Source organism: Klebsiella sp. LTGPAF-6F, from assembly GCF_001753185.1.
Taxonomy (GTDB): domain Bacteria; phylum Pseudomonadota; class Gammaproteobacteria; order Enterobacterales; family Enterobacteriaceae; genus Klebsiella; species Klebsiella michiganensis.
On record NZ_CP017450.1, the window covers coordinates 4,348,543 to 4,372,313 of the forward strand.

19 protein-coding genes are annotated in these 23,771 nt (G+C 55.4%); 5 read left to right on the top strand and 14 right to left on the bottom strand.

Going from position 1 to position 23,771, the window contains the following annotated elements:
- Window position 1: 1 nt before the first annotated feature.
- The 7 genes from hcp to BJF97_RS34800 all read right to left on the bottom strand — a co-directional run bounded on the left by hcp (window position 2) and on the right by BJF97_RS34800 (window position 6,955).
- Window positions 2–493 (bottom strand): type VI secretion system effector Hcp, encoded by a 492-nt coding sequence (gene hcp, locus BJF97_RS20205; protein ID WP_014839086.1) that lies wholly within the window; start codon window positions 491–493, stop codon window positions 2–4.
- A 4-nt stretch (window positions 494–497) separates the two neighbouring features.
- Window positions 498–2,222, bottom strand: a complete 1,725-nt coding sequence (locus tag BJF97_RS20210; protein ID WP_171817012.1) for an OmpA family protein — start codon at window positions 2,220–2,222, stop codon at window positions 498–500.
- Window positions 2,223–2,225: 3 nt separating this feature from the next.
- The gene (gene tssL / locus BJF97_RS20215) at window positions 2,226–2,879 is read right to left on the bottom strand and encodes a type VI secretion system protein TssL, short form (protein ID WP_014839088.1); all 654 of its coding nucleotides are present in this window, start codon (window positions 2,877–2,879) and stop codon (window positions 2,226–2,228) included.
- Complete coding sequence (gene tssK / locus BJF97_RS20220; RefSeq protein ID WP_014839089.1) at window positions 2,876–4,213, bottom strand: type VI secretion system baseplate subunit TssK; 1,338 nt, start codon at window positions 4,211–4,213, stop codon at window positions 2,876–2,878. Before tssK ends, tssL begins: the two co-directional genes overlap by 4 nt.
- A gap of 18 nt (window positions 4,214–4,231) precedes the next feature.
- Window positions 4,232–5,782: a type VI secretion system contractile sheath large subunit gene (gene tssC, locus BJF97_RS20225; RefSeq protein ID WP_070082976.1), complete on the bottom strand. Its 1,551-nt coding sequence runs from the start codon at window positions 5,780–5,782 to the stop codon at window positions 4,232–4,234.
- Between the two features lie 36 nt (window positions 5,783–5,818).
- Complete coding sequence (tssB, locus tag BJF97_RS20230) at window positions 5,819–6,316, bottom strand: type VI secretion system contractile sheath small subunit (protein ID WP_014230205.1); 498 nt, start codon at window positions 6,314–6,316, stop codon at window positions 5,819–5,821.
- A 312-nt stretch (window positions 6,317–6,628) separates the two neighbouring features.
- The gene (locus tag BJF97_RS34800; RefSeq protein ID WP_075208269.1) at window positions 6,629–6,955 is read right to left on the bottom strand and encodes a hypothetical protein; all 327 of its coding nucleotides are present in this window, start codon (window positions 6,953–6,955) and stop codon (window positions 6,629–6,631) included.
- A 342-nt stretch (window positions 6,956–7,297) separates the two neighbouring features.
- Here BJF97_RS34800 and BJF97_RS20235 point away from each other — a divergent pair, with 342 nt between their 5' ends.
- Window positions 7,298–8,404 carry an AI-2E family transporter gene (locus BJF97_RS20235; protein ID WP_009653963.1) on the top strand — a complete coding sequence of 369 codons (1,107 nt, stop codon included), beginning with the start codon at window positions 7,298–7,300 and terminating at the stop codon, window positions 8,402–8,404.
- 202 nt (window positions 8,405–8,606) lie between these two features.
- Window positions 8,607–9,098 (top strand): serine protease inhibitor ecotin, encoded by a 492-nt coding sequence (gene eco, locus BJF97_RS20240; RefSeq protein WP_014230206.1) that lies wholly within the window; start codon window positions 8,607–8,609, stop codon window positions 9,096–9,098.
- Between the two features lie 44 nt (window positions 9,099–9,142).
- Here eco and mqo read toward each other — a convergent pair whose 3' ends face one another.
- On the bottom strand, window positions 9,143–10,777 hold the full coding sequence (gene mqo / locus BJF97_RS20245; protein WP_014230207.1) for a malate dehydrogenase (quinone): 1,635 nt from the start codon (window positions 10,775–10,777) through the stop codon (window positions 9,143–9,145).
- Between the two features lie 279 nt (window positions 10,778–11,056).
- Here mqo and BJF97_RS20250 point away from each other — a divergent pair, with 279 nt between their 5' ends.
- On the top strand, window positions 11,057–12,304 hold the full coding sequence (locus BJF97_RS20250; protein ID WP_014230208.1) for a SulP family inorganic anion transporter: 1,248 nt from the start codon (window positions 11,057–11,059) through the stop codon (window positions 12,302–12,304).
- Here BJF97_RS20250 and mgtE read toward each other — a convergent pair.
- The 6 genes from mgtE to BJF97_RS20280 all read right to left on the bottom strand — a co-directional run bounded on the left by mgtE (window position 12,267) and on the right by BJF97_RS20280 (window position 19,652).
- Window positions 12,267–13,703, bottom strand: coding sequence for a magnesium transporter (gene mgtE, locus BJF97_RS20255; RefSeq protein WP_014230209.1), 1,437 nt, complete (start codon window positions 13,701–13,703; stop codon window positions 12,267–12,269). The genes BJF97_RS20250 and mgtE overlap by 38 nt on opposite strands.
- Before the next feature lie 168 nt (window positions 13,704–13,871).
- The gene (locus BJF97_RS20260; protein WP_014230210.1) at window positions 13,872–15,515 is read right to left on the bottom strand and encodes a multidrug ABC transporter permease/ATP-binding protein; all 1,644 of its coding nucleotides are present in this window, start codon (window positions 15,513–15,515) and stop codon (window positions 13,872–13,874) included.
- A 76-nt stretch (window positions 15,516–15,591) separates the two neighbouring features.
- A complete protein-coding gene (gene alkB, locus BJF97_RS20265; RefSeq protein ID WP_014230211.1) occupies window positions 15,592–16,242 on the bottom strand; it encodes a DNA oxidative demethylase AlkB in 651 nt (216 codons plus the stop codon).
- Window positions 16,242–17,306, bottom strand: coding sequence for a bifunctional DNA-binding transcriptional regulator/O6-methylguanine-DNA methyltransferase Ada (gene ada, locus BJF97_RS20270; RefSeq protein WP_014230212.1), 1,065 nt, complete (start codon window positions 17,304–17,306; stop codon window positions 16,242–16,244). Before ada ends, alkB begins: the two co-directional genes overlap by 1 nt.
- Before the next feature lie 72 nt (window positions 17,307–17,378).
- Window positions 17,379–18,431, bottom strand: a complete 1,053-nt coding sequence (gene apbE / locus BJF97_RS20275; protein WP_014230213.1) for an FAD:protein FMN transferase ApbE — start codon at window positions 18,429–18,431, stop codon at window positions 17,379–17,381.
- Window positions 18,432–18,533: 102 nt separating this feature from the next.
- Entirely contained in the window at window positions 18,534–19,652 is a 1,119-nt protein-coding gene (locus tag BJF97_RS20280; protein WP_014230214.1) for a porin OmpC, read from the bottom strand.
- A 771-nt stretch (window positions 19,653–20,423) separates the two neighbouring features.
- On the opposite strand from BJF97_RS20280, the gene rcsD reads away from it, so the two are divergent.
- The gene (rcsD, locus tag BJF97_RS20285; RefSeq protein WP_014230215.1) at window positions 20,424–23,084 is read left to right on the top strand and encodes a phosphotransferase RcsD; all 2,661 of its coding nucleotides are present in this window, start codon (window positions 20,424–20,426) and stop codon (window positions 23,082–23,084) included.
- A gap of 16 nt (window positions 23,085–23,100) precedes the next feature.
- The gene (gene rcsB / locus BJF97_RS20290) at window positions 23,101–23,751 is read left to right on the top strand and encodes a response regulator transcription factor RcsB (RefSeq protein WP_004103995.1); all 651 of its coding nucleotides are present in this window, start codon (window positions 23,101–23,103) and stop codon (window positions 23,749–23,751) included.
- The last annotated feature ends 20 nt before the right edge of the window (window positions 23,752–23,771 follow it).

Consider the following 23,771-nt stretch of genomic DNA (forward strand, 5'->3'; position numbering starts at 1 on the left):
ATTACGCGGTGGCGCGTTCGTTCCAGCTATCGGAATGAATGATGTTGCCGTCTTTGTAGGTCCAGGTGATTTTTTCGTAACGCAGTTCTACGCGCTCAAGATGGTTGTGCTTCTCTTTAGAAGGATCCTTGATGTCGTACATTTCAGGGCTCACTTTCACCACCTTCACGTTTTCGAGTTTGGTGTTGAAGTACTCCACTTCCTGGCCCGCGTCGTTGATCTTGTACCACTTGAATTCCGCAGACTTGAGGGTCTGACCGGTGGTCACCGCCTTGTACAGATACGGGCTGGACGAGTCGATTTCCTTGGTGAACAGGAACGGCGTGTGGATACGGGTGCCGGTCAGTTTGCCGGTGTTGTTATCGGTCGGGATGTACAGGTTATGCTCCTGAGCGACAACTTCGATGCTGCCCTCGCGATCCTGAACGTCCACAGATCCTTTAATGTCCGCACCGCCGTCGTCTTTCAGCCAAAGATAAACAGGAATTGCCATGGAATTACTCTCCATTGTGTTGTGATGCGCCATCATCCTGCGATGACGCCGGGTATTTGCCGGGTATCTGACAGGCATTGGCCTGCGGTACCAGACTGATTTCGACACGGCGGTTGAGCGTACGCCCTTCCGGAGTGTCGTTGGTTGCGACAGGACGGCTTTCGCCATAGCCCTGCACTGCAAAACAGCTTTCCGGCACGTCGCCGGTGTCGCGCATCCAGTCGCGCACGGACTCCGCACGTTTCAGGGAGAGCACCTGGTTAGACTGGTCATCCCCCGTGCTGTCGGTATGGCCCGCCACCACAATCAGCCAGCCGGGCTTCGCCTTAATCCCCACCAGAGAGTTCACCAGCAGCTTTGTCGAGCCAGGTTTCAGCGCCCATTTTCCGGTGTCGAACAGCGACATGCTGTCGAGACGAAGGGTTTTCGGACCCTGAATGATTTTCTTAATGACCGGAGGCGGCGGTGGCGGAGGTGCCCAGTCACTGACTGCGGCCTCAACGGGCGGAATCAGTCGCAGTCCCTGATACAGACCCAGGCGATAACGCAGTGGCTCCCCGCGACGTTGCCAGTCGTCCAGCAATGCGCCATCGGCCCGCAGGCGCTGCTGCGCACGAAGTTTCGGGGCAACAGGCTGCCCCTTCAGCTGGTGATATAACGCAAGGTGATCGCTAACATTACGAATGAGGCGCTGGTTGTTCATCCAGGACGCCAGCATAGCCAGCGCGAGAAAAATCCCGCCCAGTAATCCGGCATAACGCCAGAACACCATCCTGCGGCTCACGCCACGTCGGCGCGGCAACGCCGGCAGCAGCAGTTCAGGCAGCGGCAGTGGCTCTGTGCTCACAACGGCATCCGGTGGCAGCGCCGTCATCGAAGTGATGTGCTGTTGCCAGAGATTGCCTGCGATACCACTCACCGGCACCATGCACATACCCTGCACGCAGGGCGTCATCACCGGTAACTCCCCTCGCCGTACCGACAGCAGGTCATTCACCGCGCTGTTTTGCCAGGCAAGCAGACTGTCCAGCCACAGGCCATGGCTCAGACGCGAAAGACGCCCGTCCGTTCCGATTTCCTGGGTCCAATCCGTCAGTGACACATTGCCCTGACCGGACTGATACACCTGAATACCGCTTCGCGGGCTTACCGTGGTAAACCAGACGGGCTCAGCCTCCGCACAGACCACAGGAGGAGATACCCAGGTCACGGTCCACAGCGGGGGGATAGTGCCAAATGCCGCACGGCACCGGACAACAGCACGCTGCCAGCCCCTCAGGGACTGGGTAAAATCATCCCCGAAGGTATGCTGCTCAGGTACCACCGCCAGCATGACGGAGATTTGCGACACCAGAGCCGGACGCACCAGGCTCAGATGCTGTGCCAGGAGTGGCAGCTGTTCCGCATCCTTTACCCACAGATACCAGCCCTGCCGGGTTTCCCGGTGACAGGAGCCGGACACAAACAGCGGGCTGTTGTCGCCGCAGACGAGGATCACCGCCCCCTGAAAATCTTCCGGCGGCAGGTTTTCATCCACTATTTCCCGGATAGCGGTCGCACGTGCCTGCGAAGCCCGGCGCTGACGCCAGAACATCACCCCGGAGACCAGAACGACCAGCAGGCTGAGTGCCACACGGCTGCCCGTGGACAGTGGCCAGAATCCCAGAATGAGCCACAGCGCCAGTACGGCACCCAGGACAGTTAACAGACTTCGGTACGCATCCCGCATCGCTTACCCCGGCCTGACGGTCTGGCTTACCAGCCCGGTAAGCGAAGACGAGAGGAAGAACCAGAGCGCGGCCAGGGCGACAACGGCCACAACCCAGGTCAGCCAGTACCCGCGACGACCGCTGCGCAGGCGTGATGCCCGGGCCACAATCGGGGCGTCCTGTGCCAGCGTGAAGGCCGGCACCCGTTCTGCAAGCGCGCGAACAGTATCTTCCCGACGCTCATCATCCTGGGCGCGATACTGACCCACAAACCCCAGCTGCAGGGTCCGGTACATACAGGTCAGGACGGCGGCGTCAGGGGTAGTATCTTTCAGCAGATCTCGGATCCTTTCCCACAGCTCCTCACCGGCATTGAGGGTACCAAAGAAGTGTGCCTGTAGCGGGTCACGGTGCCAGGTCAGATAGCCATCATCGGTTGTACCCCGGTTCATCACGCTCTCATCAAGCAGTGCACACAGGGCATACACCATATGGTCACGGCTGATGTCGCTGTAACCGGCTTCTGTGAGCGCAGCCTTCGCCTCCTGCACCAGACGGCAGGCCCGACGATAGAGCCCTTCCCCGTCACGGACCTCCTGTCCGCCCCGCAGCTGGCTGGCCATCAGCCAGCCCGGGTAGAAAATACGCTCAATTTGACTCATTTCTGATGTATTCATGTGCGCAGCACCGCAAAGAGTTCAAGTTTCACATCCCCCAGTGAGCGCGGGGTATAGAAGGTGCAACTTCCCGCTTCCAGCATCGCCCGCGCCGCCTCACTACTCAGATCCAGCGAGAAATACTGGTTCTCAAGACGTAACGGGATAGCGGCCGGCACATGGGTCAGCGGCTTGATAACCATCCCGCTCAGGGCCACATTCACCACATCCGAAACATCATCAAAGCTGCCCGCTTTACACAGCTGCGGGAATTTCGTCTGAAGTTCATAATTCGGCATGGAGGAGCGTACGGAAAGGTAGAAGTCCGCCCCTTCGCGCAGGCGCGCATCGTGCAGGGCACCTTTCCAGATCTGGTCCTGGTGCTCCAGGTGGATACTCACCACCCGTGACGGCAGGCTCGCTTCCAGCAGCTTATCGAGCAGTGCCAGCAGCGGCGGAAATACCCGTTCCGGTGCATCGTGCTGGTAAGCAGGAAGATCGCCGGCGTCGTGTTCCAGAGAGAAGGTGAGCAGGCTGCCGGCCAGACGGGACAATTCGCGGTACAACAGTTCCGGATGACGATCCGGTGTCTGCAGCAGTTCCGTCAGCACCGGCTCGGCGCTGTTCAGGGCATTAAGCAGCCAGAACAGGGAGACATCCGCGACCGCAAAGTCTGCCATCCGCTCATTGCTCTCACGACGCATGGCCATCAGGCGACGGCGGCGGGCCTGCAGACGGACCAGCAGGTCACCCAGTTCGGTGGCAAGCCACGGACTGGCAGCAACAGACAGCATTGGCGGGATAAAGGACGGGTCCCGGCTCCACTGCCCCTGCGCATTACGCACCAGACGAGCGACCGGACAGGTCAGGTATGCCGTGTTTTCCTGGCTGGACAGACGCAGGGTCAGCGCATGACGCAAGATCGCGAGTTCCCCGCTTTCATGGCCGGCCAGTTCCTGCACCACCACACGCTCAGCTTTCCAGCGACGCGGGCGCTCGCTGTCTTGTCCGTTATCAAGGTTGCCACCACTGGCGCTCAGCAGCGGCAATGCGGCAACCACCTCAACAGCCTCAGAGCCGTTTGCGGCATACAAATCACAGACCGGCGGAATATTATCCGCCAGATCCGTATCAACCATCGTGCCATCCTGGAAACGTACGACCAGACGGATGGCATTCAGGCGCGCGAGCGCCAGTGCAGCATCATCAAATTCTGCCGCAACCACGCCCCAGGGATGAGAAAACCCCATCCGGGCGACCATGTCGGCAACGTATTCACTCCAGCGGGCCTGCTGCTGGAATTGTTGCGGGGCCAGAGCGGCCCCATCCTCCCAAAGTGGGCGGTAAATTTTCATCCCTGATTTCCCCTCGCCTTACGATTTGGCTTTCGGCATCTGGGAAACCAGTGACAGGTTGACGTCCATGCCTTCCACCTGGAAGTGCGGGATAGCGTACAGCTTCACGCGGAAGAAGCCCGGATTGTCTTCGATGTCTTCCACCACCACTTTTGCGTCGCGCAGTGGGTGTGAGGCCTGCAGCTCGTCGCCCGGATCGGTCATTTCGGTCACCAGACTGCGCACCCAGGTGTTGAGTTCCAGCTCCAGCAGGCGGCGGTCCTTGGTGGAACCGATGTTCTCGCGCTGAATCAGCTTCAGATAGTGGGCGATGCGCGACAGCAGGAAGATATACGGCAGACGGGCGTTAATGCGGCTGTTGGCCGTCGCATCGGCGGTGTCGTACAGCGCCGGTTTCTGGGTGGAGTTCGCCGAGAAGAAGCACGCATAGTCGCGGTTCTTGTAGTACGACAGGGGAATGAAGCCGAGGCTGGCAAATTCAAATTCGCGGGTTTCCGGGATCATCACTTCTGACGGAATCTTCACCTGTTTGCCGGTGCCGAGGTCAAACAGATGGATTGGCAGGTCCTGGACGGCACCACCGGCCTGCGGGCCACGGATTTGCACGCACCAGCCGTTGTTGATGAAGCTCTTCACCATGTTGGCCGCAAAGGCGAACGAGGCGTTGGTCCACAGGTATTTATCGTGATCCGGGCCTTTCACTTCTTCAACGTAGTTGAAACTGCGCACCGGTACGGTATCCGGGCCATACGGCAGGCGTCCCAGCACGCGCGGCATCACCAGACCGAGATAGCGGGAATCGTCCGTCTCGCGGAAGGATTTCCATTTGATGTACTCGGCGCGGTCGAAGTAATTACCGATGTCCTTGATAGCGGCAACCTGCTCCATGTTCTCTTTTAAAAAGAACGCCGGGCCTGCAGAGCCAATGAACGGCATGTGGGCTGCCGCAGACACTTTTGAAATATTGCGCATCAGCGCCACGTCCTGCGCGGACGCATCAAACTCGTACGCTGAAATCACCGCAGCAATCGGCTCGCCACCCGGCGTGTCGTATTCCATCGTGTATGTCTGGCGGTACAGGCCACTCTGGATAATTTCCGGCGAGTCCTCGAAATCCTGACGCAGTTCATCTTTGGACAGGTCAAGAATCTCGATTTTTACGTTCTGACGAAAATCAGTCTTATCAACCAGCGATTTCAGGCCGCGCCAGACGGATTCTGTCTTCTGGAATTCATCGCTGTGCATCACTTTATCAAGCTGGCGGCTAATCTGGAAATCCAGTTCTGCGATGTGGTGATCCAGTAATGTTTTATCGAGTTTCTCAACTTTCTGGCCAGACTTCTGTAGGCACTGCATGAAGACCTGAACGGCGGCAGTAACGCGCGCATCAGCAGATGTTTCCGCCATCACGGTATTATCTTCAAAACCATTCAGGTCACCAATTTCAGCAACCGGTGTTAAATTAATTTTATTGAACAGGGAAGCATAAACACCATTCTGTGGCAGCGTCTTTTCAATTGTCGCACCGCCTGTATAATTCTGGGATTCATTATTGACTGACATAAGCATTTTACTCGTGATTATTCCGTTAACGGGTTCCGGTAATTATCCCTGTACCGGGGCAAGCGCATTCAGTTCGCGGCGAAGTTCATCAGTAAGTGCCGGGTCCTTTAAAATAGTTTCCAGTTCTTTCCTGAAAGTGACATTATCCAGAAGATTGGATTTCAAATCACGCAGTAAATTACGCATAGCGAGCATCGCACGGAGCTGAGGTATTTGACGTGCCACCGCCTCTGGCTCAAAATCCTTCATATTCTGAAAAAGCAGCTTCACGTTTTCTTCGGAGCCATCGTTTGCCAGGGTATTTTTAACGGTGATATTTACTTCGGGATGGAGATCAGCGAGAACGCTGTTGAAGTTATTTTTATTGATGTTGATTTTTTCGCGCTCTGAAAGGGTCCCCTCCGCCCTGCCATTGCTGTAATCGCCGACAGTCAGCAGCTTCAGCGGCAGTTCAACTTTCTTCCTGGCACCGCCCGTGACCAGATCCAGTTTTATATTTACGCGCGCGCGGGGTATCTCGTTCTGAAATGATTCAGACATGGTTATTTATCTCCTGAATAAATTAATCCCTTGTTGGATTGAGTATCACCATATAAATACAGGGGCTTTTATTTTAACCAGTGATTTGCGTTAAGGTAAAGCGGATAATATAGGGAATTTAACTTCAGTGAAATGTACTAACATTTAATTCAGGCTTAACTACCGCACCCTGACTGGCTTTGAGTGCTAAAGAGCCAGGCTGTCCGCTTAATTTAAAATGAAAACCCCGACCAATTAAGCATTTCACGGGAATGTTACAGGATAGTGCTTAATACTGAAAAGCCCTAAAACTGTCCAATACTGGACATATCATTAAAATTCGGGATAACCAGAGATACCATTTATTCTTTTCGGCGCATCGGATATAAGATAATCATCCACTGGATGCATGGAAGATGTAGTACCTACAAAACCCCGTTCACTTCGTTTGACGAGGTCACTCTGTATGACGACAGAAAAATTATCTCCTGGCTGGAATGTGGCAAGCTTCTGCAGTTTTTGCCCAGCCATATCGGGTTTGTGCCTGGACGAAGTGCATAAGTCATTCGGCGAATGAATGACAACACGGCGTTTTTTCTCTCCAGATAAGGAGATAATCTGTTTGACGGCGGGTACTGGGCGATAGCCTTCATCCAGCATATATACCGGACATTTGTCTTTGCGTTAAGTTGTTCACGGCGCAGTACATTACGCTCAGCCCGACCCTGCTTGTCGGATTTACTAACCTCTTCACCCGCCGGTTTCACAACCTTCGACGCGCTTGTTGTTCTCCTTGTTTTGACGCCAGGTAATGTAATATCCATCATTATTCACCGATTAAATCGGTAACCCCTTAAGAACCCGCACTCTCACAGAGTTTGCGGGTTTTTTAATGTCATATTTCCACCCTGTTCTAAGCGAAACGCTACCGCGACTCTGATTGTAAATCCCGGAAAAACTTCTATTATTTGACTGTACACGTCATTTTTCTGAAGGATTTACATGAGAGTTAATGGACTTACGAAAGGATTTTTCATCCTGATCGTGCTGATCGTCACCCTTGCTTTTTTCGACGTTCTCTCCCCCTATTATTCAGCCATTTTATGGGCGGCCATTCTGGCGGTGATCTTCCACCCGGTGAAGAACAAGCTGCGCGATCGGCTCGGCGAGCGTAACGGCCTGGCGGCGTTTCTGACGATAGTGATTATCTGTCTGATCGTGTTTACCCCGCTGGCGATCATTCTCTCGTCGCTGGCCTTCGAGCTCAACGTGGTTTACACCAAACTGCAGCATAACGATACCCAGTTCCCGACCGTGGTAGCCAGCCTGTTTGCTCACCTGCCGGAATGGGCAAGGAGCTTCCTCTCAGAGCATAATCTTGATAGCGCGGAACAGATTCAGCGGCAGCTTTCGGACGTTGCGCTTAAAGGAGGCCAGTACCTGGCCGGTAGCGCATTCCTGATTGGTAAAGGCACGTTCGGTTTTACCATCAGCTTCGGCATCATGCTTTATCTGCTGTTTTTCCTGCTAAAAGATGGTCCTTACCTGGTCAGGCTGATTCTGGAATCCCTGCCGCTATCAAATCACGTGAAGCAGCATCTTTTCGCCAAATTTGCCGCCGTCGCCAGGGCGACGGTCAAAGGCACCGTGGCGGTCGCGCTCGCCCAGGGCGCGCTTGGGGGACTGGCGTTCTGGATCGTGGGCATTGATGGCAGCATCCTGTGGGGCGCGCTGATGGCGTTTCTGTCGCTGATCCCGGCGGTGGGCTCGGCGATTATCTGGGTTCCTGCGGCGATCTATCTCTTCGCGACCGGTCAGCTCTGGCAGGGCGCGTTTATCGTCGGTTTCTTTGTGATCATCGTAGGCCTGGTTGATAATATTCTGCGACCTTTACTGGTGGGTAAAGATACCAAAATGCCGGACTACCTGATCCTGATCACCACGATCGGCGGAATGGAAATCTACGGCATCAACGGCTTTGTTATCGGCCCGCTGATCGCCGCCCTGTTTATCGCCTGCTGGAACCTGCTGTCCGGACGCGATCACGCCGGAAACATCGATGAGCTTGATGAGGATTTCTTAGAAGAGGGTAAAAATCACGAGGAGTAGCGGGCGGTATTGCACAACATCGCGGGGACAGCGAGGTCAGGGGGAATGCCCCTTGCTCAACCGCGATGAAATCCCCTCCCCCCGCGCCCATAAGCAGCATTTATAACTGGTATTTGTGAAAATTTTGGTAAACGCCACTGCCTATCAACGTAACAAATGCTAACATTATGCTGTTTATGATTGATAACAAAGGATTACCCACGTGAAAAAAATCACTACGTTTGCTGCCTCCCTGCTGGCCGTTGCCTGCATGTCCACCAGCGCCGCTGCAGCTGAGCAGCCGCTGGAGAAGATCGCCCCGTTTCCAAAGGCGGAACAAGGGATGAAGCGTCAGGTGATTCAGCTGCCGCAGCAGCAGGATGAATCCGCATTAAAAGTCGAGCTGATGATTGGCCAGACGCTGGAAGTCGACTGCAATCGCCACCGCCTTGGCGGCCAGCTGGAAAGCAAAACCCTGGAAGGCTGGGGCTACGACTACTACGTATTTGATAAAGTGACGTCGCCCGTCTCAACCATGATGGCCTGCCCGGATGGTAAAAAAGAGAAGCAGTTTGTGATGGCAGGCCTGGGCGATGCGGGCATGCTGCGCTATAACAGCAAGCTGCCCATCGTGGTTTATACCCCGGCGAATATCGACGTGAAATATCGTATCTGGAGAGCGGACGAAACCATCGGCGTAGCGGTTGAGCGTTAATGCCTGAAGAGTGAATCCGGCGGCCTGCGCCGCCGGAGAAGCGCTTACAGCGCGATGTCAGCGATAGGTTTCCCTTCCGGCAGCGGCTTCAGCGTCGCCTGCGGAACGTTATCAGCCTCGGTAAGCGGCTCATAGCGCAGTTCCAGCACTTCGCTGGTCCACGCCAGCGCCTTTTCAATTTCCGCTGCGTTGCCATCCAGACGCGTACCGTAGCTCGGGATAATCGCTTTCAGTTTCGCCTGCCACTCCGCTGAGTTGATCTTCTCTTTGAACACTTTCTCCATCAGCTGCAGCATGATTGGCGCCGCGGTGGAAGCACCCGGCGAGGCGCCCAACAGCGCGGCTACCGTGCCTTCATCATCGCTGACGACTTCGGTTCCCAGGCGCAGAACGCCGCCCTTCTTCGCGTCGCGCTTGATAATCTGCACGCGCTGGCCGGCCTGCCATAAGCGCCAGTCTTCTTTGCGCGCTTCCGGATAGTACTCGCACAGCGCCGCGTGACGATCTTTGTCCTTTTGCAGCACCTGGCTAATCAGGTATTTTACCAGATCGAAGTTATCCAGCCCGACGTTGAGCATCGGCATGATATTCGACGTGTTGGTGGAGGCCAGCAGATCCCAAAGCGAACCGTTTTTCAGGAAGCGGGTTGAGAAGGTCGCGAACGGCCCAAACAGCACCACGCGTTTGCCGTCGATAATACGGGTGTCGATGTGCGGAACCGACATCGGCGGCGCGCCCACTTCCGCCTGACCGTAGACTTTAGCCAGATGGTGAGTCACCACTTCCGGGTTCTCACAAACCAGGAACTGACCGCCGACCGGAAAGCCCGCGTACTCCTTCGCCTGCGGAATACCGGTTTCCTGCAGCAGGGTCAGCGCGGCGCCGCCGGCGCCAATAAAGATAAATTTAGCCCTGATAACCCGTTTCTGGTGGCGATTGTTCGCATCCGCCAGCGTTACGCTCCAGCTCTTGTCGGCGTTGCGCTTAAAGCGACGGACCACGGTACCCAGCTGAAGCGAGAAATTATCATGGGATTGCAGTCCGGCGATCAGCTGACGGGTAATTTCACCGTAGTTCACGTCGGTGCCGACTTCCGAGCGGGTCGCGGCCACCTTCTGCTGCGGATCGCGCCCTTCCATCACCAGCGGAGCCCACTCTTTAATTTGTTGATGATCTTCAGAGTAGCGGATGCCGCGGAACAGCTCGCTTTGTTGTAACGCCGCATAGCGGGCGCGCAGGAAGTTCACGTTGTCTTCGCCCCACACGAAGCTCATGTGCGGCACGCTGTTAATAAAGGATTTAGGCTTTTTCAGAATGCCCCGGGTCACCTGGTGGGCCCAAAACTGACGAGAAATCTGGAAAGATTCGTTGATATCAACCGCTTTATCGATATTGATACCGTTAGCGGTTTGCGGCGTATAGTTCAATTCCATCAGCGCCGCGTGGCCGGTGCCCGCGTTGTTCCATCCGTTCGAGCTCTCTTCCGCGACGCTGGACATCTGCTCGACCATGGTAATAGACCAGTCCGGCTCCAGTTCCTGCAGCCAGGTTCCCAACGTGGCGCTCATGATGCCGCCGCCAATCAACAATACATCCGTCTCTTGCTCATGGCGGGTGTTGGTCCGAGTGTTATTGGAACCAACCGCCTGTGAGCTGGGTACGGCCATCTTTTTCTTCATCGGATTTGAGCCTTACTTTACTCGCTTTTTTATTTAGCGCAGGTGAAACGATTCTCGGCTTCAAAGGTAACACTGAAGAAAAAAAATTTAAATATTGTTTAAATTTTAAGTTGAGTTTTGAGATCTGTTATAAAAATGTTTAATAAATGTGTATCACAAATCACATTTTGTACTGGTGTCAGCGATGTATCCGCGCTATTATCCTCGGTTTTGTGACCGACCGCACGTAAGCAGCGACCGATCCCGGCCAAAATTTTTTAAATTCTGCGAACTTTTTTTATGCCCCCAGTTTCCGATTCCGCTACCTCTGGTCACGCTGGCGCATTAGGCCAGATACTGCGCTCGCCCGCGCTGCTGACGCGTGAAACGCTGGCAGGCGTGCTCACCGCGCTGGCCCTGATCCCCGAAGTCATCTCCTTCTCCGTCATCGCTGGCGTTGACCCGAAAGTTAGCCTGATTGCCTCCGTGGTACTGTGCCTGGCGATGTCGGTCCTCGGCGGCCGGCCGGCGATGGTCACCGCGGCCGCCGGCTCGGTGGCGCTGGTTATCGGGCCCATGGTGCACCAATACGGCGTCGGCTACATTCTGCCGGCGGTCGTGCTGGCAGGCGTTATTCAAATTTTGTTTGGCCTATGCGGCATGGCGCGCCTGATGCGCTTTATCCCGCAGCCGGTGATGACCGGTTTTGTTAACGCGCTGGGTATTCTCATCTTTTTTGCTCAGGTACCGCATTTCTGGAGCAAGCAGCCGCTGATTATCGGCCTGTTCGTATTGACGCTGCTGATTGTCCTGTGGGCGCCGCGCTTTATTAAAGCGATCCCTTCTCCGCTGATTGCTATCGTTCTGCTGACGCTGTTTACCGTTTTCAGCGGCCAGCTGCTGCCGACCGTCGGCGACGAAGGCTCCATGAGCGGCGGACTGCCGGGGTTAACCAGCCTGATGGTGCCCCTCGACTTAACCACGCTGCGCATCATCTGGCCCTGCGCGCTGAGCATCGCTTTTGTCGGCCTGATGGAGTCGCTTCTGACGGCGAAGCTGGTAGACGATTTGACCCACACCCCTTCCAGTAAGGCGCGCGAGAGCGCCGGTCTGGGCGTCGCCAACATTCTCGCCGGGTTTTACGGCGGCATCGCCGGGTGTGCGATGATCGGTCAGACCATCGTTAACGTTGAAATGGGCAAAGCGCGCAGCCGTGTCTCGACCGTTGCCGCAGGCCTGGTACTGCTATTGCTGGTAACCGCGTTAAGCGAAGTGATGGCGAGAATCCCGATGGCCGTGCTCGCCGGCGTGATGGTGATAGTGGCGGTAAAAACCTTTAGCTGGCACAGCATTCGTCCGGCGGAGCTGGCGCGCAATCCGTGGCCGGAAACGCTGGTGATGCTGGTGACCGTCGGCGCGACCGTCGGTACCAGCAATCTGGCAATCGGCGTTCTGGCAGGCCTGCTCTCAATGGCCCTGATCCCTCGCCGTCTGCGCACTCAAGCGCAGGCTACATCAGAAAAAGCGTCGCCAGCCCAAGAAAAATAAAGAATCCCCCGGTGTCGGTAATAGCGGTAATCATCACGCTGGAGCCGACCGCCGGGTCGCGTCCCAGCTTGACCATCACCATCGGGATAATCACCCCCATCATCGCCGCCATCAACAGGTTGAGCATCATCGCCAGCGTCATTACGCCGCCCAGCTGCGGATCGTCGTACAGCCACCAGGTGATCGCCCCCATAATCCCGCCCCAGACGATCCCATTGATCAGCGCGACGCCCATCTCACGCAGGATCAGGAACGAAAAGCTTCCCGGCTGAATATGCTGTAACGCCATCGCCCGCACGATCATGGTGATCGTCTGGTTACCGGTGTTACCGCCGATTCCGGCGACAATCGGCATCAGCGAGGCCAGCGCCACCAGTTGCGAAATGGTGTGCTCGAAACCATCGATAACGCGGGAGGCGATAAAGGCGGTGCACAGATTGACCGCCAGCCAGGCCCAGCGGGTCTTCACCGCTTTGCTCACCGGGGCAAACACATCGTCATCGTTGCTCAGGCCGCCCATCCGGCGTAGATCGTTATCCGTCTCCTCGTAGACCACGTCAACGATCTCATCGATGGTTAAGCGCCCCATCAGCTTGCCGTCGGCATCAATCACCGCCGCGCTGAGTAAGTCATCACGTTCAAAGGTACGCGCGACTTTTTCCGCGTCCTCGTGCGGCTGGAAGGTCACCGGATCGCCTTCCATCACTTCCCCCACCCGCTTCTGCGCATCGTTAAGCAGAATGGTTTGCAGCTCGAGTTCGCCGAGCAGCAGCTTATTGCGGGTGGTCACAAACAGTTTGTCGGTGTTCTCCGGCATTTTCCCTAGTCGCCGCAGATAGCGCTGTACCGCCGCGAGAGTGGCTTCCGGACGAACGGTAATGACTTCAAACTCCATGATCGCGCCGACGGTATTGTCGGCGTAGCGCATCATCTGGCGAATACGCGCGCGCTTATCCGCGGGCAGCGTGGCCAGCAAACGTCCGGTCAGATCGCGCGGCAGGTGCTGCAGCAGGTAGACCTGTTCATCAATATCGAGATTTTGCAGCGCGAACAGCAGGTCGTGATCGCTCATCTCCTCGATGAGGTCGCCCCAGACGCTTTCCGATGCCTCCAGCAGCACTTCACCGCGCTTATCATCAGCGACCAGCCGCCAGAGCGCGTTGCGCGCATCGTAAGGCAGCGCTTCGAGCGCATCGGCAAGGTCCGGAGGCGGCAGGTGGGAAACCAGCATCTCCACTTCCGCCAGATCGTCGGCAAGCGTGCTGTCATCGTAACGTTCAGCGAGGGTTAATTTACCCAGCAGCGAGGATGTGACGGCTTTATCGGTGCTCAGGAGCCAAATGAGGCGGGCGCGCTCTTCGTCACGCAATCTGGCGCTTTTTTTATGCAAAACGGACATCGGTCAGGCAATCCTTGTAAAAATATCTGTCAGACCAGCAGGCCGGAAGCCTTAAGCATAGCGCGAGGAGGCGGAAATAATAACCGCTATGAATTCAGTCGACGGAAAAAACAGCAGCCTGCGGGAAGCCCGGAGGTCGGCTGGCGCCTCCGGGACGGCGTAAAGCGATCAGGCGGTACGGGCGACCGCGTCGCGGGTCGCCAGCTCGCGCTCATTTCCGGTCAGCTCAGAAAGCTGACCGCCGCGCATTTCCAGCAGCCTGTCGGCGTGCTGAAAGTAGTGATCGTCATGGCTTATAGCAAAGAGGGTTTTACCCATCTCCTTCATCAGCGGCAGCAGCACCTGATAGAACTCACGGCGGAAATGGGGGTCCTGATCCGCCGCCCATTCATCCAGCATGATGATATCTCTATCTTCCGCTAACGCCAGCAGCAGCGCCACGCGCTTTTTCTGCCCTTTTGACAGCTTCAGGTCGAGGATTTTGCCATCGTCGAGCCGTAGCTTATGGTTCATCTGCAGATAACCCAGCCACTTCTCCACCAGCGTCGGGTCAGCCGCCTTCCCTTCCGGCCCCAGCAGTCTGTCAAACAGCCAGACGTCGGTAAACACCGCCGAGAACAGCTTGCGGTAATCTTCCGGCTTATCCGCCGCCATCGGCTGCCCGTCAACCAGGATCTGCCCGGAAAGGGGCTGATACAAACCGGTCAACAGCATAGCCAGCGTCGATTTCCCGCTACCGTTACCGCCGATGAGAAAGACCAGTTCGCCGCGCTTGAGGGTCATGTTGATCGGCCCGACCGCAAAGCTGTTGTCAGGATAATGGAAGGTGATGTCGCGCAGCTCGAGCGTCTGCCAGTGGGGATGCGCCTGCGGCTGCGGGAACTCAGCGCGGTACGGCGCGAGCGAAAACTTATTCAGCTTGTTGAATGCCACCTGCGCGCTGAGCAGAGTGGGCAGCGCGCCTACCGCCGAGAGCAGCGGCGTGCGCAGGAATAATAGGGTCAACGAGTAGGTCGCCGCCACCGCCGTATCGGCCCAGCCCAGGCTGTTGGCCATCCAGAAGACCAGGCCAATCGCGCCCAGCATCATAATATTCGACCAGTTGACCGCGCTCAGATGAAAGGTATCGGCGCGAACAATATGGTGCCGGTATTCGCGCGCGTCCGGCAGATAGAGCTGAGTAAACACATATTCGGCGCGCTCGCGGTTGAGAGTGAGCTCTTTGCGACCTTCGAGCACCGTCTGGTAGTCGTGATACAGCTTATCTTCGCTTTCGCGCAGCGACGCCATATGCTTATAAACCCGCGATACCAGCATAAATCCGCCCCAGATGGTCAACGCCAGCCACAGGGCGGTAACCAGCATCATTTTTCCTGACAGCCAGGCCAGATAAGCGGCGGAGCCAAAGGTCAGAATAATCCCCTGTACCAGCTCCGGCAGGCGCACGAAGGCAATGGTGATATTGCGGATATCGCTGGTTAGCCCGGCCAGCAGCGACGCGCTGCCGATTTTCTCGATCTTCTCGATTTGCGTATCAAGGATGCGCTTTATAAATTCGCCGCGCAGGCGGTAAACGAAATGGTGGCCGAGCGTGGTCAGCGCCAGCTGCGAGCCGAGGGTGACCGCCATCAACAGCAATAACAGCCCGAGAAACTCCGGCAGGACCGTCAGGGAGGTATCGACAAGGGTTATCAGGCGCAGGTTAATGAAGGCGATAAGCCCAATACCCAGCGCCGCGCTCAGCAGGCTCAGGGCAATGACGGAGATAAACGGCCAGCGATACTGGCGCCAGACAAGAAGAAGAAGTTCCATAACGCGTAATCCGGGCAAGCAAAAACAGCCAGCAGTTTAAACTGCTCGACGATGACAGCAAGAATAATTCTTATTTTTATTCTTTATTACCCGCCAGGCGGAAAGTGAGATTGTAACGACAGCCGCCGGTAGCCGGATGGATGCCCTCTTTCAGCGGTTGAATACCGTGGTAAAACAGCCGCGATTCGCCGCCCCAGACCACCACGTCGCCGTGCTCCAGCAGCACCCGCCGCAGCGGATCGTTACGCCGCAGGCCGCCAAACTGAAATATCGCCGGAAGCCCCAGAGAGACGGAAACAATCGGCGCTCGCAGGTTTTGCTCGTCTTTATCCTGATGCAGCGACAGCTTCGTTCCCGGCTGATAGCGGTTGATAAGACACGCATCCGGGGTAAAGCGCGCATAGCCGCTCGCCGCCGCCGCTTCTGCGGCCAGTTCGCGGAAAAGCGACGGCATCTGCGGCCAGCGCTTGCCCGTCAGCGGATCGTCGGCAGCATAAAGATAGCCGTGCTGGTTGGTGGTCCAGCCCAGCTCGCCGCAGTTGGTCATCGCCACCGACATGGTATAGCCGCCGGGGGTGACCATCTGGCGAAAAGGCGAACGGCAGGCAATCTCGCTGATTGCCTGCAAAAGCGCCGGCGCGCGCTCTCGGGCGTAGCGGCGCAAAATTATCGCCCCCGGAGCCAGCGGCTCCTGCCAGGGCGGCGTATCGGCAAAAAGATCGAGCATTATTTCTCCTCGGATGACGCTTCTCGCGCCAGCAGCAGCGCCTTGCGCGCCGTACCCCAACGATAGCCGGATAGCGCCCCATCCTCGCGAACGACCCGATGACAGGGAATAACCAGCGCCAGTTTATTCGCAGCGCAGGCGCTTGCCACCGCCCTCACCGCGCGGGGGCGGCCAATACTTTGCGCGACCTGGCGATAGCTGCGGGTCTCCCCCGCCGGGATCTGACGCAGCGCCTGCCAGACCTGAAGCTGAAACGCCGTGCCGCGCAGATCCAACGGCAGGGAAAACGGCTGCCGGTGGTCATCAAGATGGGAAAATACCTGCGCCACCCGCTGACGAAAAATCTCGTCGCCCGGATGCAGCCGCGCATTGGGGAACAGGCTGGCTAATTCCGCATAGAGCAAGGCGTCGTCCTCTCCGGGCAGCACGGCGCACACGCCCCGCTCACTCTCAGCCACCAGACAGCGCCCCAGCGGACCGTCACCGCATACCCAGGTAATATCAATATCCCCCCCGCCGCGGCGAAACTGGCGGCCGGTCATTCCCAGCGCGGCGTCAGCCTGCTGGTAGTAGCTGCTACTATCCGGAAAACCGGCAGAGAGCGCCGCATCGGTAATTTTCTCCCCCTGCCCCAGCGCTTCGCGTAAACGGCGAGCTCGCCACGCCTGTTGCCAGGCTTTAGGGGTCATTCCGGTGACGGATTTAAAGAGGCGGTGAAAATGAAAGGGGCTGACCGCAAGCTGGCGTGCCAGCGCTTCCAGCGTTAACGGCGTCTCCTGCTCCAGCAGACGGCACGCGGCAGCCACTTTCTCTACCTTCTGCTGCTGCGGATCGGTTTTTTCCGGCTGGCAGCGTTTGCACGGACGAAAGCCTTCCGCCTGCGCGGTTGCCACATCAGGATAAAAGCGAACATTTTCCCGCAGCGCGCGGCGCGAGCGGCAGGAGGGGCGGCAGCAGACGCCGGTGGTCAGCACGGCAAAGACAAACTGACCATCAGCGCTGGCATCGCGTTCGCATACCGCCTGCCAGCGGCGCTCATCGGTATCAATCATTATCGTTTTCATCACGGACTCCTGCTGTAAGTGTATCTTCAGTGTGGGCCGAAGTCCGTCATCAAAAACCCGAAATCTTGCGCTTTAATTTTTCTCGCCAACGAGGAAAGTGCGGAACTGCGGCGACATCCAGGTTTTAAACCCGTCCCCCTCTTTGATAATCATATAGACCGCCAGCCCCTGTTCGCGTACTACGTCACGCGCATTTTCCGGCCCCAGCACCATCAGCCCGGTATCCCAGCCGTCGGCCTCCAGCGCCGTTGGGGCGATAACGGTCACCGAAACCAGTTTATGATCGATAGGCCGCCCGGTTTGCGGATCGATAACGTGCGAGATGCGCTTACCGTCCAGCTCATAGTAGTTGCGATAGCTGCCGGAGGTGCTGATGCCGTGGCCGTTGATATCAACGATCGCCTGTACCGCGTTTTCGCGATCGGTTGGCTTCTGGATCGCCACCCGCCACGGCTGCCCTTCCGCATTCATTCCCCGGCTCGCCAGCGCGCCGCCCACCGAGACCAGGTAGCGCGAGATCCCCTCCTGCTCCATCAGGCGCGCCAGATGATCCGCGGCGTAGCCTTCACCCACGGTAGAGAGATCGACAAACAGATCCGGAATATCTTTTTGCAGAAACTGCTTGCCGGCCTGGTTGATCACCGTCAGATGCTGTAATCCGCTGCGCGCTTTCGCCGCGGCAATCTGCTGCGCATCCGGCGTTTTGACCGGCTGTTTATCCGGGCCAAAGCCCCATAAATTGACCAGCGGCCCGACGGTGATATCCATGGCGCCATGGGTTTTTGCGCCAATGCGCAGCGACATCGTCACGATATCCGCCATCGCCTCGCTGACCGGCCACGGCGAGGTGCCCGGCGAATGGTTAAAGCGCATCAACGCTGAATCGTTCTTCCAGGTGGAAAGCAGACGATCGTCGGCATCCAGCTGAGCCTGAACTTTCTGGCGCAGCGCCTCGGCCTTCGACTCATCAACGTTGATGACGCTAACCCGCCAGAATGTGCCCATGGTTTTACCCTCCAGCACGGTGGCGGCGGATTTTGGCGTCTGGGGAGTGGTGGCTGAATCACAGCCTGAAAGTAATACGCAGGCGCCGAACAGGGCGGCGCGGAAAAAAGTGATATCCATAAAATTGGCTTCCTCTGGCTAAGGCGCAAAGAGTACACCAGCAAGGTTAAACCGGGCATAAAAAAAGGCGCCATCGGCGCCTTTTTTCAAACTTCAGCGTGCTTAGAACTGGTAAACCAGGCCCAGTGCAACGATGTCGTCGGTAGAGATACCGGCACGACGGGTAAACTCGTTGTCGTCCAGCAGGTTGATTTTGTAGTCAACGTAGGTGGACATGTTTTTGTTGAAGTAGTAGGTCGCGCCTACATCAACATATTTCAGCAGATCCTGATCGCCGAAACCTTCGATGTCTTTACCTTTGGACTGCAGGTAAGCCACGGACGGACGCAGACCGAAGTCGAACTGGTACTGAGCAACCACTTCGAAGTTCTGCGCTTTGTTAGCAAAACCGCTGATGGAGTCAGAATCACCGCTACCGCTGAAACGAGTAGCATTATAGGTCTGGGTGTACTGAGTCGCCAGGTAGATGTTGTTGGCGTCATATTTCAGGCCACCGGTGTAGGTTTCAGCGTTGTCACCACGACCTTTGGACAGGTTATTCTGATCGCCATTACGTTTGGAGTGAGAGTACGCGAAACCAGCGCTGATACCGTCGTAGATATCATAGGTCAGAGAGGTGCCGTAACCGTCGCCGTTCTGTTTCAGAGCGCCACGACCGTTGTTGGTCGGGGAAGTACCTTCGCCGCTTACGCTGCCGTTTTTACCCTGATACTGCAGAGCAAAGTTCAGGCCGTCAACCAGACCGAAGAAGTCAGAGTTACGGTAGGTTGCCACGCCGTTAGCGCGAGACTGCAGGAAGTTGTCAGAACCGTAGGTGTCGCCGCCGAATTCCGGCAGAACGTCAGTCCAGGAAGTTACGTCGTAGACAACGCCGTAGTTACGACCGTAGTCGAAAGAACCCGCGTCGCCGAATTTCAGACCAGCAAATGCCAGACGAGTCCACGCCTGATCGCTGGAGCTCTCGGTGTTGTTAGCCTGAACGTTGTATTCCCACTGGCCGTAACCGGTCAGCTGGTCGTTGATCTGAGTTTCGCCTTTGATGCCCAGACGCATGTAGGTCTGGTCGCCATCGGAAGATTTGTCGTCAGAGAAATAGTGCAGACCGTCGATTTTACCGTACAGATCTAATTTGTTGCCATCTTTGTTATAGACTTCAGCCGCATTCGCTGCGCCTGCTACCAGCAGTGCCGGTACCAGGAGGGACAGTACTTTAACTTTCATGTTATTAACCCTCTGTTTGTTATATGCCTTTTATTATTGCCACTGCTTACTGATTACCCTTCTAATCAGTCGGCTATTTCATTGTGCTGCAAAACGAGGAATAATCCAACAAGAATATGATACTAAAACTTCTAAGATGTTTCAAAATACCCACAAGATGTTTCAATTTGTAAATATGAGGGAACTTTTTTTCGGTCCTAAATGGGTAGTGAAATAAGCACTAATAATCAAAAAATAAAAATTTTTAATCCCTGTCAATGAGTTACACGGTTACATATCTATAGCACTGAATGGTAAAACAAAATTCTCGTCTGCGACTAAAATTACCCTCGCTATCATCATTAACTTTATTTATTACCGTCATTCAGTTCTGAATGTCTGTTTACCCCTATTTCAACCGGATGCCTCGCATCCGGTTTTTTTTACCCTTCTTTACACATCTTTAATTATTCTATGCTACCGGCGAAAAAAATAACGGTTATTAATCAAACAGCTTGCGAATAAACTCAAGGCTGTTTATATAATTTCTTGTTATTTAGTGCTATTTCCGTTAGTCAATCCGTAAATAATTGTACAAAATCACTCGGGCCGTACATCTTTGCTCGCCGCGCGGGTTTGGGATAAATCTCAAGGCAAAAAAGTCGTTGTATAGTATTCAGATGTATGGATTTTGGACGTTAACCTTTATACTGTTCATAGCATCTGCGCTGCCCCCGGTTAACTTGGTGCAACAGTCCGTTTACACATACTGATGAGTCGTACTCTCACACGATGACCCCGAAAAAATTTTCCCTGATACCCGGCAACATTACCCGCTTCTTTATTCTCATGGTCATCGTCCTGCTGGCGACGATGGGGGTCATGATCCAAAGCGCCGTTAACACCTGGCTAAAAGATAAAAGCTACCAGGTTGTCGATGTCAGCTACGACTTACATAAACGCATTGATACCTGGCGCTACGCCACCTGGCAAATCTATGACAACATTGCCGCGACCTCGTCCAGTTCAGCCGCAGAAACAGGGTTACAAGAGACGCGTTTAAAGCAGGACGTTTACTACCTTGAGAAACCCCGGCGCAAAACTGAAGCGCTGATTTTTGGCTCCCATGACAGCTCAACGCTGGAAATGACGCAAAAAATCTCCAACTATCTCGATATCCTGTGGGGCGCCGAGACTATTCCCTGGTCGATGTATTACCTTAACGGCCTGGATAACAGCCTGATTCTGGTTTCAACGCTGCCGTTAAAAGATCTCTCCTCCAGCTTCAAAGAGTCGACCATCAGCAGCGTCGTTGAATCACGACGGGCAGAAATGCTGCTGCAGGCCAACACGTTAGATGAACGCGAGACGTTTTCGTCGCTGCGCCACCTCGCCTGGCAAAACGGCTACTACTTTACGTTACGCACCACCTTTAACCAGCCCGGCCACCTGGCGACCGTTGTGGCCTTCGATCTGCCCATTAACGATCTCATCCCTCCCAGTATGTCGCTGGAGAGTTTCCGCCTGGAGCCCGATCCGTCGCAGAACGTCAGCGCCAATCCGGATAAAGAAACCGCCGACATCGTCAGCATTAACTTTAACGGCCCGCAGATTGAAATTATCACCACGATTAATACCACCGGTATGCGCCTGGTCTGGATGGTGCCCTTTAGCGAGCTGATTCTGGAGTCCTTGCAGAGTATTTTACTGCCGCTGCTGCTGAACATTGGCCTGCTGGCGCTGGCGCTGTTCGGATTTACCACCTTCCGTCACTACAGCGGCCGCAAAAGCATCGTGGGGACGGCCGTTTCCTCGGCCGCCAATAGTGAATTACGCGCCCAGCGCGCCATTCACGAAGAGATAGTTTCTCTGCTGCCGCTGGGGCTGCTGGTGCACGATCAGGAAGCTAACCGGACGGTGATCAGCAATCCGATTGCCGATCATCTGCTGCCGCATCTGAATCTGCAAAACATCATCAACATGGCCGATCAGCACCAGGGCGTGATTCAGGCGACGGTGAACAATGAACTGTATGAAATCCGTCAGTTCCGCAGCCAGGTGTCGCCGCGCACGCAAATCTTTATTATTCGCGATCAGGACCGCGAGGTGCTGGTGAATAAGAAACTCAAGCAGGCCCAGCGCCTGTATGAGAAAAACCAGCAGGGCCGTACGGCGTTTATGCAGCATATCGGCACGGCGCTGAAACAGCCGGCGCAAACGCTGGCGGAAGAAGCTGCTGTGCTCGGCATGGCCGAAAGCCGCAGGCTGGCCCAGCATGCCGATGAACTGGTACAGCTGGTTGATGAAATAGAGCTGGCAAACCTGCTGGAGAGCGATAGCTGGAAGAGCGTTCAGGACCTGTTCTCAATTCAGGAATTGATCGATGAAGTGGTACCTGAAGTCCTGCCCATCATCAAACGTAAAGGTCTGCAGCTGCTGATTAACAACTCGCTACCGGCCAATGAGCAGCGCTACGGCGATCGCGACGCCCTGCGCCGCACCCTTTTACTGCTGATTCAGTACTCGGTGACCACCACGCCTATTGGCAAAATAACCCTGGAAGTCAGTAAAGATGAATCCGCGGACGATCGTCTGACCTTCCGTATTCTGGATACCGGCAACGGGGTTTCGGCGAACGAAATCGACAATATGCACTTTCCATTCCTCAACGATACGCAGGCAGACCTTTACGGCAAAGCCAACGCCCTCACCTTCTGGCTCTGCGATCGCCTGACGCGCAAGCTCGGCGGACAGCTCAATATCAAAGCGCGCGAATCGCTGGGTACCCGCTACTCCCTGCATCTAAAAATGGCCGCCAGCGCGGAGGAGAGTGATTCGGGTGAACATCTGCTGGATGAAGTGGTGATCATGCTTGATGTGACCGCCAATGAAGTCCGCCGTATCGTGACCCGTCAGCTGGAGAGCTGGGGAGCTACCTGCATCACTCCGGATGACAGAATCACAAGTCAACAATATGATCTCTTTTTAACGGATAATCCGTCTAATCTTACTGCTTCGGGCTTGCTTTTAAGCGATGATGAAGCCCGGGTTCATAAGATTGGTCCTGGTCAGCTCCGCGTAAACTTTAATATCAGCGCTGCGCTGCAGGAAGCTATCCTGCAATTGATTGAGCAGCAGCTTGCTGAGGAAGAGGAGCAGCCATCCTCTCCCGGGAATGAAAGTAACGCCGAACTGCATGCCAGCGGCTATTACACGCTGTTTGCTGACACGGTACCAGATGATGTTAAGAGGCTGTATAATGAACTGGCGACGGGCGATTTCGCCGCGCTGGCGCAAACCGCCCACCGCCTCAAAGGGGCATTTGCTATGCTAAATCTGGTACCCGGCAAGCAGTTATGTGAAACGCTTGAGCATCTGATTCGTGAAAAAGATGCGCAAGGCATAGAAAAATATATCAGCGACATTGACGTTTACGTCAAGAGCTTGCTGTAGCAAGGTAGCCTAATACATGAACAATATGAACGTAATTATTGCCGATGACCATCCGATCGTACTGTTCGGTATTCGTAAGTCACTTGAACAAATTGAGTGGGTGAACGTTGTTGGCGAGTTTGAAGACTCCACCGCATTAATTAACAATCTGCCTAAACTGGACGCACACGTCCTGATTACCGATTTATCGATGCCCGGTGATAAATACGGCGATGGCATTACGCTTATTAAATACATCAAGCGTCATTTCCCGGACCTGTCAATCATTGTACTGACAATGAACAACAACCCGGCGATCCTGAGCGCGGTTCTCGATCTGGACATCGAAGGGATCGTCCTGAAACAGGGTGCGCCGACCGATCTGCCTAAGGCGCTCGCCGCGCTGCAAAAAGGCAAAAAATTCACCCCGGAAAGCGTTTCGCGCCTGCTGGAAAAAATCAGCGCCGGCGGTTACGGCGACAAACGTTTGTCGCCCAAAGAGAGTGAAGTACTGCGTCTGTTCGCCGAAGGCTTCCTGGTCACCGAGATAGCCAAAAAGCTCAACCGCAGTATCAAAACCATCAGTAGCCAGAAAAAATCGGCGATGATGAAGCTCGGCGTGGAAAACGATATCGCCCTGCTCAACTACCTCTCTTCCGTTTCCCTGAGCTCAACGGACAAAGACTAACGTCTCTCTTCCCGGATAGC